13 protein-coding genes are annotated in these 12,992 nt (G+C 64.4%); 10 read left to right on the top strand and 3 right to left on the bottom strand.

The annotated features are described in order from the left end of the window. Nucleotides 1–116: 116 nt before the first annotated feature. A complete protein-coding gene (locus QA635_RS39435; protein ID WP_225160899.1) occupies nucleotides 117–1,010 on the top strand; it encodes a LysR family transcriptional regulator in 894 nt (297 codons plus the stop codon). Here QA635_RS39435 and QA635_RS39430 read toward each other — a convergent pair. Further along, entirely contained in the window at nucleotides 1,007–1,462 is a 456-nt protein-coding gene (locus QA635_RS39430) for a PaaI family thioesterase (protein WP_076832511.1), read from the bottom strand. The genes QA635_RS39435 and QA635_RS39430 overlap by 4 nt on opposite strands. 267 nt (nucleotides 1,463–1,729) lie before the next feature. After that, complete coding sequence (gene pobA, locus QA635_RS39425; protein WP_283065328.1) at nucleotides 1,730–2,899, bottom strand: 4-hydroxybenzoate 3-monooxygenase; 1,170 nt, start codon at nucleotides 2,897–2,899, stop codon at nucleotides 1,730–1,732. A gap of 268 nt (nucleotides 2,900–3,167) precedes the next feature. Between pobA and QA635_RS39420 the strand changes: the two genes are divergently transcribed. The 9 genes from QA635_RS39420 (at nucleotide 3,168) to QA635_RS39380 (ending at nucleotide 12,333) form a co-directional block, all read left to right on the top strand. After that, a complete protein-coding gene (locus tag QA635_RS39420) occupies nucleotides 3,168–4,190 on the top strand; it encodes a TRAP transporter substrate-binding protein (RefSeq protein ID WP_253604895.1) in 1,023 nt (340 codons plus the stop codon). A 171-nt stretch (nucleotides 4,191–4,361) separates the two neighbouring features. Further along, the gene (locus QA635_RS39415) at nucleotides 4,362–4,928 is read left to right on the top strand and encodes a TRAP transporter small permease (RefSeq protein ID WP_057015996.1); all 567 of its coding nucleotides are present in this window, start codon (nucleotides 4,362–4,364) and stop codon (nucleotides 4,926–4,928) included. A gap of 6 nt (nucleotides 4,929–4,934) precedes the next feature. After that, nucleotides 4,935–6,251 (top strand): TRAP transporter large permease, encoded by a 1,317-nt coding sequence (locus QA635_RS39410; protein WP_016847481.1) that lies wholly within the window; start codon nucleotides 4,935–4,937, stop codon nucleotides 6,249–6,251. 4 nt (nucleotides 6,252–6,255) lie between these two features. Continuing rightward, nucleotides 6,256–6,717 (top strand): DUF3237 domain-containing protein, encoded by a 462-nt coding sequence (locus tag QA635_RS39405; RefSeq protein ID WP_283065324.1) that lies wholly within the window; start codon nucleotides 6,256–6,258, stop codon nucleotides 6,715–6,717. A gap of 391 nt (nucleotides 6,718–7,108) precedes the next feature. Next, entirely contained in the window at nucleotides 7,109–7,903 is a 795-nt protein-coding gene (locus tag QA635_RS39400; protein ID WP_283065322.1) for a crotonase/enoyl-CoA hydratase family protein, read from the top strand. Continuing rightward, nucleotides 7,900–9,771, top strand: coding sequence for a feruloyl-CoA synthase (locus QA635_RS39395; protein WP_283065320.1), 1,872 nt, complete (start codon nucleotides 7,900–7,902; stop codon nucleotides 9,769–9,771). The genes QA635_RS39400 and QA635_RS39395 overlap by 4 nt, the downstream gene beginning before the upstream one ends. A gap of 20 nt (nucleotides 9,772–9,791) precedes the next feature. Then, a complete protein-coding gene (locus QA635_RS39390) occupies nucleotides 9,792–10,553 on the top strand; it encodes an SDR family NAD(P)-dependent oxidoreductase (protein WP_028339085.1) in 762 nt (253 codons plus the stop codon). Nucleotides 10,554–10,615: 62 nt separating this feature from the next. Further along, nucleotides 10,616–11,035, top strand: a complete 420-nt coding sequence (locus QA635_RS39385; RefSeq protein WP_092085351.1) for an acyl-CoA thioesterase — start codon at nucleotides 10,616–10,618, stop codon at nucleotides 11,033–11,035. A gap of 146 nt (nucleotides 11,036–11,181) precedes the next feature. Then, complete coding sequence (locus QA635_RS39380) at nucleotides 11,182–12,333, top strand: ABC transporter substrate-binding protein (RefSeq protein WP_092085353.1); 1,152 nt, start codon at nucleotides 11,182–11,184, stop codon at nucleotides 12,331–12,333. Nucleotides 12,334–12,460: 127 nt separating this feature from the next. On the opposite strand, the gene QA635_RS39375 is transcribed toward QA635_RS39380, so the two are convergent. Next, a complete protein-coding gene (locus QA635_RS39375) occupies nucleotides 12,461–12,856 on the bottom strand; it encodes an endonuclease domain-containing protein (protein ID WP_283065315.1) in 396 nt (131 codons plus the stop codon). Nucleotides 12,857–12,992: the final 136 nt, after the last annotated feature.

The following is a 12,992-nucleotide window of genomic DNA, read 5'->3' as shown; positions in this document are numbered from 1 at the left end:
GAGCCTCCCATGACGGGCGCCTGAGTGGTTGTCCTCGCCGCTTAAGATGGACATTCCCAGATCGTAAGCAATCTTGTGCATTGACACTTCACTGTTGCCGATTATGCAATAGTGCCATGGACCGGATCGACGCCATGCAGGCCTTCGTCGCGGTGGCGGACCTCGAGGGGTTCGCCCCCGCCGCCCGCAAGCTCGGCCTGTCGCCGTCCGCCATCACGCGGCTGATCGCGGCGCTGGAGGAGCGGCTCGGCGCTCGGCTGCTGCAGCGGACCACGCGGCAGGTGACGCTGACCGACGCCGGCTCGCGCTATCTGGAGCGGGCGCGCCGGATCCTCGCCGATGTCGAGGAGGCCGAGGACGCGGTGGAGAACGAGCGCACCCGCCCCGAGGGGCGCCTCGTGATCTCGGCACCGTTCGGCTTCGGGCGGCTCCATGTCAGCCCGGTGGTGAGCGCCTATCTGAAGCGCTATCCCGGCGTCGGCGTCGACCTGCGGCTGTCGGACCGCAGGATCAATCTGGTCGAGGACGGCGTCGACCTCGCGGTCAGGCTCGGGCACCTGCCGGATTCGACGCTGGTGGCGCGGCATGTCGGCCGGATGCGCCGCATCGTGGTGGCGTCGGCCGGCTATCTCAGGCGTCGCGGCGAGCCGAAGCGGCCGGCAGACCTCACCGCCCACGACACGATCCAGTTCGGCGCCATGACCGCGACACCGGATTGGCGCTTCATGGAGGATGGCCGCGAAGTCCGCATTACCCCTACGCCGCGCTTCACCAGCAACAGCTCGGACGCCGCCATCCAGTACGCCGAGCAGGACGGCGGACTGACCCGCGTGATGGCCTACCAGGCCGCCGAATCGCTGAAGGCGCGGCGGCTCCAGATCGTGCTCGCCGAGTTCGAGCAGCCGGCGGTGCCGATCCACGTCGTCTATCCGACGACGCGGCTGTTGTCGGCCAAGGTGCGGACCTTCATCGATCTCGTGACCGAGATCACCGACTGGTATTTCGACTAGCTCACCGGCGGCTTCTTCGGCACCACGCGGAAGGTGCCGTTGGCGCGCGCGATGGTCACCCCGTCGGCCTTAATCAGGCTCTGCGCGAAGCAGATCGTGCTGCCGGTCTTGATCACGTCGCTCTCGATCGCGAGCCATTGCCCGACATTGGCGGAGCCTACGAAATCGACCGCGAGCGAGATCGTCACGAACGAGGTGGTCCAGCCGGTCGCCTGGCCGCAGCTATAGCCCATCGCGTTGTCGGCAAGGGCTGCGATCAGGCCGCCATGGATCAGGCCGCGGCCGTTGGTGTGCGGCCTCGCCAGCCGCAGGCCGATGATGACGGCACGCTCGGTCTTCTTCTGGTAAAGCGGCTCCCAGGGCTCGGTGAGCGGGCTCTTGCGGAACAGCGGCTCGAAGCCTTGAGGGACGTCTTGGGGATTGTCGGGCACGACTTGCGTATCGGTGGTCATCTGAAGCTCGCATATGACGTTGGGTTGACGCCATTGAACGCGATGTCGATGACGGTTTCACCGCCTACAAAGTTTTAAACGGGATTTGCGTGGGTGTTTGAAGCCCGGTTCGTCCTCACCCGCGAAAGCGAAAGCGGGTGATCTAGTATTCCAGAGACTTCGGCTGGATTCGAGAAGCCGCGGCGTACTGGATACCCCGCATGCACGGGGTATGACGACAGAGATTGCGGAGAGGGTGCTGCTCGACAAAAGCATCCAAGAGCCCGCCTAGAACGGCAGCCCCACGTAATTCTCCGCCAGCGAGGTCGACGCCGCCTTCGAGCTGACGAGGTAGTCGAGCTCGGCGATCTGGATGCGCGCGGCGAATTCGCCCTCGTCGGGGAATTTGTGCAGCATCGAGGTCATCCACCAGGAGAAGCGCACCGCCTTCCAGACCCGCGCCAGCGCGCGTCCCGAATAGGCATCGATGCCGGCGGAGGATTTCTCGTCGTAGTATTCGCGCAGCGCCTGCGACAGATAATGCACGTCGCTGGCGGCAAGGTTGAGGCCCTTGGCACCGGTCGGCGGCACGATGTGCGAGGCGTCGCCCGCCAGAAACATGCGGCCGAACCGCATCGGCTCGGCGACGAAGCTGCGCAGCGGCGCGATGCTCTTTTCGATCGAGGGGCCGGTGACGATCTCGTCGGCGGCCTTCTGGTCGAGGCGCCGCTTCAATTCGTCCCAGAACCGCTCGTCCGACCATTGGTCGACATGATCGTCGAGCGGGCACTGCACGTAATAGCGGCTGCGGTGGGACGAGCGCATCGTGCACAGCGCAAAGCCGCGCTCGTGGTTGTTGTAGATCAGCTCCGGCGAGACCGGCGGCGTCTCCGAGAGGATGCCGAGCCAGCCGAACGGATACACCCGTTCGTAGCTGGTGATCGCCGACGCGGGCACGCTGGAGCGGCTGATGCCGTGGAAGCCGTCGCAGCCGGCGATGAAGTCGCAGGCGATCTCGTGGGTGACGCCGTCCTTGACGTAGCTGACGCGCGGATGATCGGTGTCGAAATCAAGCGGCTTGACGTCGGCCGCCGAGTAGATCGAGGTCAGGCCGGCCGCCTTGCGGGCATTCATCAGGTCGAGCGTGACCTCGGTCTGGCCGTAGATGGTCACGGTCTTGCCGGTCGAGCCATGCAGGTCGATGCGGTGCCGTGCGCCGCCGAACGCCAGTTCGAGACCGTGATGGACGAGGCCCTCCTGGTGCAGCCGGGCAGCGGCGCCGACGCTCTCGAGCAGCGACACGGTGCCTTCCTCGAGCAGCCCGGCGCGAATCCGCCCCAGCACATAGTCGGGGGTCTGCCGCTCAAGAATGATGTTGTCTACGCCGAAAGTATGAAGTAGTTGCCCAAGCAACAGTCCGGCCGGACCTGCACCAATGATTGCTACTTTTGTCCGCAATACCTTGTCCTCCCGATCGGATAGGCTTTTAGCCGGTGCCCGCGCCGGCAACTTGCCAAGGCAACTATATCATATAACGATTTTGGCAAGGCGGATTTGCGCGGGACCCGCGCGTTCGCCGCAGCGCAAGATGCGGTGGCGCGGGACCGGGCGGAGGGTGCGACGAGGCGTCCGCCCGCCGGATTTCATCTTGAATATCCGCGCGAATTAGATAACATGTTAAGTAATGAGCCGGGCACCAAGCCCGTCCTGGAGAGGAGGAGACGTGATGAGGAAGACAGTGTTGGCGGTGCTGATGGCCGCCGCCATCGTGCCGGCCGCGGGACCTGCCGTCGCGCAGGACAAGACCGTCAATCTCAAGGTGTCGCTATGGGTGCCGCCGGCGCATCCGCTGGTGCCCGCGACCCAGGCCTGGGCCGCCGACATCGAGAAGGCATCGGGCGGCACCATCAAGGTCACCGTGTTTCCGTCCGAGCAACTCGGCAAGGCGTTCGACCATTACGACATGGCGCGCGACGGCATCGCCGACGTCACCTATGTCAATCCTGGCTATCAGCCCGGCCGTTTCCCGATCGCGGCCGCCGGTCAGCTTCCGTTCACCTTCTCCGACGGCAAGAAGGGCACGCTGGCGCTGAACGAGTGGTATCACAAATATGCGCCGACCGAGATGAAGGACACCAAGCTGTGCTTCGCCTTCATCCACGATCCGGGCGCGCTGCACGGCAAGAAGAAGATCGTGCTGCCGAGCGACCTCTCCGGCGTCAAGGTGCGTCCCGCGCAGAGCACCATCGGCGAGATGGTCAAGATGTTCGGCGGCACCAATGTGCAGGCCTCCGCGCCGGAATCGCGCGACGCGATCGAGCGCGGCGTGGCCGACGAGATCACCTTCCCCTGGGGCTCGATCTTCCTGTTCGGCATCGACAAGGTGGTGAAGTACCACATGGACGTGCCGCTCTATTCGACGGTGTTCACCTACAACATGAACCTCGCCAAATATAATTCGATGTCGGCTGCCCAGAAGAAGGTGATCGACGATCACTGCACGCCGGAATGGGCCTCCAAGGTCACCGATCCCTGGACCGATTTCGAAGCCAATGGCCGCACCAAGATGAAGGCGCTGGAAGGCCACGAGGTCTATCCGCTGACTTCGGATCAGCTCGCCGAGTGGAAGAAGGCGGTCAAGCCGCTGCGCGACAGCTGGGCCGAGGCGGTGAAGAAGGCCGGCGGCGATGCGGCAAAGATCGATGCCGATCTGCAGGCCACGCTGAAGAAGTTCGAGGCGGGGATCTGATCCCGCTCCCCTTCACCTCTCCCCGCTTGCGGGGAGAGGTCGGATCGCATCGTCAGATGCGATCCGGGTGAGGGGTACAGGTCTCACCGCATTCACGACTCGTGGAAGCAGCCCCTCACCCCAACCCTCTCCCCGCAAGAGCGGGGGAGAGGGAGCTCATCGAAGCAACGCATGACGCAATCTGCCGAAGTTTCCCAAGACGGCGCGATCACCGGCCCACCCGAGCCGGCGCGCAAGAATTTCATGGATCGCTTCATCGATTCGATCGAATGGGTCGCAGCCTTCTTCGTCGGCGTCGTTGCGCTCAACACCTTCACCGCGGTGTTCATGCGAAAATTCTTCGCGGTCACGATCCCTGACTATTACAATTTTGGCCAGTTCCTGCTCGGCATCCTGATCTTCTGGGGCATTGCGGCGACGAGCTATCGCGGCACCCACATCACCGTGGATCTGGTTTGGGCCAACGCCTCGCCGCGCTACCAGCGCTGGATCGACATCTTCGCGACGCTGGTGCTGCTGTTCGTGGTGAGCGTGCAGACCTACACGCTGGTCGACAAGGTGATCGACACCAGGAACAGCCATATCGTCACCATGGATCTCGGCGTTCCGGTCTGGCCGTTCTTCCTGGTGTCGTGGATCGGCGACGTCTCCGCGGTGCTGCTGATCGCGATCCGCACCTACCGCCTGATCTTCCATCCGGAAGATATCCATGACGCCAAGATCAAGACCGCGGAGTAGACGGCCATGAGTCTCGACCTCAGTCCCGAGACCGTCGCCGTCATCGGCTTTGTCAGCCTGTTCGTGCTGATGCTGCTCCGTGTCCCCGTCGGCATGGCGATGGGCCTCGTCGGCATCACCGGCTTTGGCTATCTCACCGGCTTCGCGCCGGCGCTCAAGCTGGTCGGCCAGACCACGATGCGCACGGTGACGGATTATTCCTTCGGCGTGATCCCGATGTTCCTGCTGATGGGCGCCTTCGTGTCGGTCTCGGGAATCAGCCGCGAGCTGTTCCGCGCCGCCAACACCTTCGTCGGCCATTGGAAGGGTGGGCTCGGCATTGCGACGATCGCCGCCTGCGGCGGCTTCGCCGCGATCTCCGGCTCGTCGGTCGCGACCGCCGCGACCTTCTCGGCCGTCGCCTATCCCGAGATGCGCCGCTTCGGCTATCCGCAGTCGTTCGCCGCCGGCGTGATCGCGGTCGGCGGCACGCTCGGGGCGATGCTGCCGCCGTCCACCGTGCTCGCGGTCTACGGCATCATCACCCAGCAGGATATCGGCAAGCTGTTCATCGCGGGCGTAGTGCCGGGCCTGCTCGCTATCGTGATGCACATGATCACGATCGGCATCATCGGCGTGACGCGGCCCGGCTTCCTGCCGGCGGGAAAGAAAGCATCGTGGCACGAGCGCTTCGTCGCGCTGCGCGACGTCTGGTCGCCGCTGCTGCTGTTCCTGTTCGTGATCGGCGGGCTCTATGGCGGCTTCTTTGTCCCGACCGAAGCCGGCGCGGTCGGCGCGGTGGGCGCCTTCATCATCGGTATCCTCCGCGGCAAGCTGACCAGGGAAGGCATCCTGCAATCGCTGCTGCAGGCGACGCGCACCGCGGCCGCCGTGTTCACGGTGCTGATCGGCGCGCTCTGCTTCGGCTATTTCCTCACCATCACGCAGACGCCGCAGCACGTCACTGAATTCCTCACCGGGCTCGGCATCGGCCCCTATGGCGTGCTGGCGCTGATCCTCCTGATGTATCTGGTGCTCGGCTGCCTGATGGACGCGATGGCGATGGTGATCCTCACCGTGCCGATCGTGTTTCCGGTGGTGACCGCGCTCGGCTTCGATCCGATCTGGTTCGGCATTATCATCGTCATGACGGTCGAACTCGGCCTGATCCATCCGCCCGTCGGCATGAACGTGTTCGTGATCAAGAGCGTCATCAAGGACGTCAACATGTCGACGATCTTTGTCGGGGTGCTGCCGTTCGTCATCACCGATCTGATCCGGCTGGTGATCCTGATCCTGTTCCCGCTGCTTGCGACCTGGCTGCCGCAGCGCATGATTGGCTAAATCCATGGCACCTGAGCTTCAGACCAGATACGTCTTCACCATCACCGCCCGGATCGCGGAGGTGACGTCCGCCGGAGACATCGGCACCGGCGTCCGCCGCATCATTCCGATCATCGGCGGCGAGGTGAGGGGTGAGAAGGTCAACGGCAGGGTGCTGGCGTTCGGTGCGGACTTCCAGATCATCCGGCCCAACGAGCTGATCGAGCTGGAGGCGAAGTATGCGTTCGAGACCGACGACGGCGCCGTCGTCTATGTCGAGAACAAGGGCATCCGCTTCGGGCCGGTCGAGCTGTTGCAGAAGCTGAAGCGCGGCGAGCCGGTCGACCCGAAGCTGATCTATTTCCGCACCGTGCCGAAATTCGAAACCGGCGCCGAAAACTACCGCTGGCTGATGCAGCACATCTTCGTCGGCTCCGCCGCCCGCCACGCCGACCGCGTCGTGATCGACGTGCATCAGGTGCTGTAGCTTCGCACACTTGCCGTCTCACCCGCCGGGATCCGCCACACATTCGGTGTCGTCCCTGCGAAGCAGGGACCCATACTCCGCGGTCTGTGCCGTGAACGGGACTCGTCGTTCCATCATCGTCCAATAATAATCATTTGTGGTTATGGGTCCCTGGTTTCGCAGCGACGACGGGAGGAGGGGGCGCGCGTATCAACTCCATCACCGTCACCCTGAGGAGGCCGCGCAGCGGCCGTCTCGAAGGGTCGACAGCCACCACCCGGGCCGTGCATCCTTCGAGGCCCGCTTGCGCGTGCACCTCAGGATGACGGAATCGACAGCCTGGCGCGCCCATATTGACTCTCCCGCAAATCGTTATAAAACATAACTATTCTGAACGGGAAACAATAACGCCATGGGAAACGCTGCCGGCGAGGGAGACGCCTCGCTGCTCAGGATCGAGACGCGAGGGGCGGTGCTGACGATCGGGCTGAACCGTCCCGCCAAGCGCAATGCGCTGAACGACGGCATCATCCTGGCGCTGCGGGATTGCTTTTCCGCGATACCGGATGCGGTCGGCGCCGTCGTCATCCATGGCATCGGCGATCACTTCTCGTCCGGCCTCGATCTCTCCGAACTGACCGAGCGTAACGCCACCGAGGGTCTTGTGCATTCCCAGATGTGGCACCGTGTGTTCGACCGCATCCAGTATTGCCGCGTGCCGGTCATCGCCGCACTGAAGGGCGCGGTGATCGGCGGCGGGCTGGAGCTGGCTTGCGCCGCGCATATCCGGGTCGCCGAGCCGTCGGCCTATTTCGCGCTGCCCGAAGGCCAGCGCGGCATCTTCGTCGGCGGCGGCGGATCGGTGCGGCTGCCGCGCCTGATCGGCGTGCCCAGGATGGCGGACATGATGCTGACCGGGCGGGTCTATTCGGCGACCGAGGGCGCCGCCTACGGCTTCTCGCAATATCTCACCGAGGCCGACGGCGCGCTGCCGAAAGCGCTGGAGCTTGCCGAGCGCGTCGCCGCCAATGCGCCGCTGACCAACTTCGCTGTGTTGCAGGCGCTGCCGATGATCGCCGAGGCCAATCCGCAGACCGGCCTGTTGATGGAATCGCTGATGGCGACGGTGGCGCAGAGCGACAAGGAAGCCAAGAAGCGCATCCGCGCGTTTCTTGATCGCAAGACCGCCAAGGTGAAGCCGACATGAGTGCCGCGCCGTCTGCAACCGCCGGCACCGCGCATCCGCTGCGCCCGATCTCGTTCGGCAATCCCGACGTCACCGTCGAGCGCCGCGACGACGGCACGATCTATCTCCGACCAAAGCTCAGCCTCGCCGATTTTCCGGTTCGTCTCACCGATCGCCTGCACCACTGGGCGATGGCCGAGCCGAACCGCGTGTTCATGGCCGAGCGCGCCGCCGGTGGCGGCTGGCGGCAAATCACCTACGTGCAATTGCTCGAGGCTATCAGGCGCATTGCCTCCGCCTTGATCGCGCGGGGATTGTCGCCCGAGCGGCCGATCGTGATCCTGTCGGGCAATTCGATCGATCATGCCCTGATGGCACTTGGCGCGCTCTATGCCGGCGTTCCGTTCTGCCCGGTGTCGCCGGCCTATTCGCTGGTGTCGCGCGACTATGGCAAGCTCAGCTTCGTCATCAAGCTTCTGACGCCGGGCCTCATCTTTGTCGACGATGCCGATAAATTCGCCGACGCGCTGCGTGCCAATGTCGGATCCGATGTCGAGATCGCCGCGAGCCGCGGCACCGTGCCCGGCCGTGAGGTGACGCGCCTTGCCGGCCTCTTGGCGACGCCGGAAGACCCGCGCCTCGATGCGACCCATGCAGCAATCGGTCCGGACACGATCGCGAAATTCCTGCTGACGTCGGGGTCGACCGGCAATCCCAAGGCCGTCATCAACACCCAGCGCATGATCTGCGCCAACCAGGTGATGCTGCGTGAGACGCTGGCGTTCCTCAAGGACGAGCCGCCTGTGATCGTCGACTGGTTGCCATGGAATCACACTTTTGGTGGCAACCACAATGTCGGGCTGACGCTCTATAACGGCGGTTCGATGTATCTCGATGAGGGCAAGCCGATGCCCGGCGGCATCGAGGAGACCGTGCGAAACCTGCGCGAGATCTCGCCGACGGTCTATTTCAACGTGCCCAAAGGCTATGAATCGCTGCTGCCCTATCTGCGCGACGACGCCGGTCTGCGGGCAAAATTCTTCGCCCGGCTGCATGCGATGTTCTTCTCCGGCGCCGCGCTGTCGCCATTCATCTGGAACAGCCTCGATGCGCTCGCCGTGCAGGAGAAGGGCTATCGCGTGCCTGTCCTGACCGGCCTCGGCGCCACCGAGACCTCGCCGTTCTTCATGTCGGTGCGCCCCGATACCAGCCGCTCCGGCCATGTCGGGCTTCCGGTGTCGGGCAATGATGCGAAGCTCGTTCCGAACAACGGCAAGCTCGAGGTCCGCGCCAAAGGCCCGAACGTGACCCCGGGCTACTGGCGGCAGCCCGAGCTGACCGCCAAGGCGTTCGACGAGGAAGGTTTTTATAAATTTGGCGACGCGCTGAAGCCAGCCGACGCTGGTGATCTCGATGCCGGGTTCGATTTCGACGGCCGCATCGCCGAGGATTTCAAGCTGGCGAGCGGCACCTGGGTCAGCGTCGGGCCCTTAAGGGCGCGTTTCGTCGGCACCTGCGCGCCGCTGGTGCGCGACGTCGTGATCGCAGGGCTCAACCGCGACGAGCTCGCCGCGATCGTGATCCTCGATCTCGATGGCTGCCGCCTGATCAATCCGGCGTTGGTCGCCAATGACATCGCGGCCGCTGCCAATGATCCGCTGGTGCGGGCGGCCTTCCGCGAGCGCTTCGCGCGCGTCCTGGCCGGCGCCACCGGCTCGTCGAACCGGATCGCGCGCGCGATCCTGCTCGACACGCCGCTGTCGATCGATCGCGGCGAGGTCACCGACAAGGGCTCGATCAACCAGCGCGCGGTGCTGGAGCATCGCACGGACATCATCGAAGCGCTTTACGCGCCGGTGCCGCCGGCATCGGTGATCACACTCGTCTAGTTCTCGAACAGGAGAAAGCCATGCAGTTGAAGGACCAGGCCGCCATCGTCACCGGCGGCGCATCGGGATTGGGCGCTGCGACCGCGCGCCGTCTCGCGGCGCAGGGCGCCAAGGTCGCGGTCTGCGATCTCAACGCCAAGCTCGCCGAGAGCGTCGCGGCGGAGATCGGCGGCATTCCCGTCGTCTGCGACGTCGCCGATGCTGCGGCGGCCGAGGCCGCGGTGGCCGCCGCCGCCAAGGCGCACGGCCCCGCGCGCGTGCTGGTGAACTGTGCCGGCATCGGCGTGGCAAAACGCGTGATCGGCCGCGAGGGGCCGATGGCACTGGCCGACTTCGACAAGGTGATCAAGGTCAATCTGATCGGCTCCTTCAACATGCTGCGGCTTGCGACCGCTGACATGGCCAAGCTCGAGCCGCTCGCAACCGGCGAGCGCGGCGTCGTGATCTCGACGGCCTCGGTCGCGGCCTATGACGGCCAGATCGGGCAGGCGGCCTATTCGGCATCGAAGGGCGGCATCGTCGCGATGACGCTGCCGATCGCGCGCGAGCTCGCGCAATTCGGCATCCGCGTGCTCACGATCGCGCCCGGCCTGTTCATGACGCCCTTGCTGGCCGGCCTGCCGCAGGAAGCGCAGGATTCGCTCGCCGCAGCGATCCCGTTCCCGCGCCGGCTCGGCCAGGCCGACGAGTTCGCCTCGCTGGCGCTGCACATGATCGACAACCCCTATCTGAACGGCGAAGTGGTGCGGCTCGATGCCGCGCTCCGGATGGCGCCGCGCTGAAGCATGATCCGGAAGAGCATGAACGCCCTTCCGGATCGCTCATGCTCGATCGAGGATAAACCATGTTCGTCAATCGGCGCGACGTGCAGATCCAATGGGGCGATTGCGACCCCGCCAACATCGTCTACTACCCGCGCTACTTCGCGATGTTCGACGACTCGACCTCGATCATGTTCGAGGCCGCCGGCTATTCGAAGCAGGACCTCGTCCACAAATACGGCCTGGTCGGCATTCCCATGGTCGACACGCGGGCGAAATTCCACATCCCGTCGACCCATGGCGACTGGATTACCATCGAGAGCCGGGTCGAGAGCATCAAGCGCTCGAGCTTCGAGGTGGTACACCGCGTGTTCAAGGGCGAGGCGCTGGCGATCGAGGCGTTCGAGACCAGGGTGCTGGTCGGCCGCCACCCGGACGATCCCGCCAAGCTGAAATCGGCGCCGTTTCCGCAGGAGATCATTGACCGCTTCATGAAGGGCTGACTCGCACCCGCTCATGACTCGACTTTCGGAGCATGATCCTCTCGGAAAACCGGTTTCCACTTTTCCGGATCATGCTCTAAAGAAGGGGCTGAATTGGCCCGCAAAACCGGTTTAAACCCAAAAAACTTAACTGCAGGGAGGAATGAATGAGGAAGGCCACTCTTGTCGCCGCGGCGCTCGCAGCAGCCATCGCGCTGCCGGGCGCGCCCGCACTGGCGCAGACCAATGAAATCACCATCGGCATCTCGATCTCGACCACGGGGCCCGCCGCGGCGCTCGGCATTCCCGAGCGCAATGCGCTCGATTTCGTGCCGAAGGAGATCGGCGGCGTGCCGCTGAAGCTGATCGTGCTCGACGACGGTGGCGATCCGACGGCCGCGACGACCAACGCGCGGCGCTTCGTCACCGAGTCCAAGGCCGACATCATCATGGGCTCCTGCACCACGCCGCCGTCGATCGCGGTGTCGACGGTCGCCAACGAGGCCGGCATCCCGCATTTCGGCCTCGCGCCGTTCCCGATCAACGAGGCGCGCATGAAGTGGTCGGTCGACCTGCCGCAGTCGATTCCGATCATGGGCAAGGTGCTCTACGAGCACATGAAGGCGCACAACATCAAGACCGTCGGCTATATCGGCTATTCGGATTCCTACGGCGATCTCTGGGTCAACGACTTCAAGGCGCAGGCCGTGCCGATGGGCCTGACCATGACCGACGAGGAGCGCTTCGCGCGTCCGGATACCTCGGTCGCCGGCCAGGTGCTGAAGCTCGTCGCCGCCAATCCCGATGCCATCCTGGTCGGTGCTTCCGGCACCGCCGCGGCGCTGCCGCAGACCGCGCTGCGCGAGCGCGGCTACAAGGGTCTGATCTACCAGACCCACGGCGCCGCCAGCATGGACTTCATCCGCATCGCCGGTGCGGCCGCGGAAGGCGTCATCATGTCGGCCGGCCCGATCATGTCGCCGGAAACCCAGCCCGACAGCGCGCTGACCAAGAAGCCCGGCCTCGCGCTGAATACGGCCTATGAAGCCAAGTACGGCGCCAACAGCCGCAGCCAGTTCGCCGGCCACTCGTACGATGCCTTCGAGGTGATGAAGCGCATCATCCCGGTGGCGCTGAAGACCGCCAAGCCCGGCACGCCGGAATTCCGCGAGGCGATCCGCAAGGCCTTCATCTCCGAGAAGGAGATCGTCGCGACCCAGGGCGTCTACAACTGGACCGAAAAGGATCGCTACGGCCTCGACGACCGTTCGCGTATCCTGCTGACGGTCAAGGACGGCAAATACGTCCCGGCGATGTAAGCCGGTCGCGATCTCTGAAACGAAGAAGCCGGTCCCGATAATGGGCCGGCTTTTTCTTACCCTCCCCTGGAGGGGGAGGGTCGCTTCGCATCGCAAGTAGCGATGTGAAGCGGGGTGGGGTGGTGGTCTATCGCCGTCGGTAGTGCTTCAGCGGCACAGCTTCCGCTTCGCGAGCGCCATAGAGCTCGACATAGATCCGTTCGAGCACGGCATTCAAAACCTCACTGACCTCCGAATTCCAGAACCTGACGACGCGATATCCTTCCCGCTCCAGCCACTCTTGTCGCGCACGATCGCGCTTCGCCACTTCATCGTCGCTGTGGTGTCCACCGTCCAGCTCGACGATGAGTCGCTTGGCCGGGCAGAAGAAATCGACGACGTAAGGGCCAATCGGTGCCTGCCTTCGAAAATGCGTTCCGTCCGTTGGCAGCTCTCTCAGCGCGCGCCACAGGATTCGTTCATGCGGCGTCGTGTTGGCACGCAGCTTCTTCGCGGCGGCTCTGCGGATTGATGTTGAGACCATTTGTGTGGCTTCACCCCACCCCGATCGCACCCGCGATGCTGCGCATCGCGCGCGCAATCGACCCTCCCCCTCCAGGGGAGGGCGAAGTGGAGCGCAATCCTTGCGCGAATGCAAGCGCGGTCAGAAATCATTTCCC

This window comes from Bradyrhizobium brasilense (assembly GCF_029714345.1).
Lineage (GTDB): Bacteria > Pseudomonadota > Alphaproteobacteria > Rhizobiales > Xanthobacteraceae > Bradyrhizobium > Bradyrhizobium australafricanum.
This window is presented reverse-complemented; position numbering and strand designations above follow the sequence as displayed.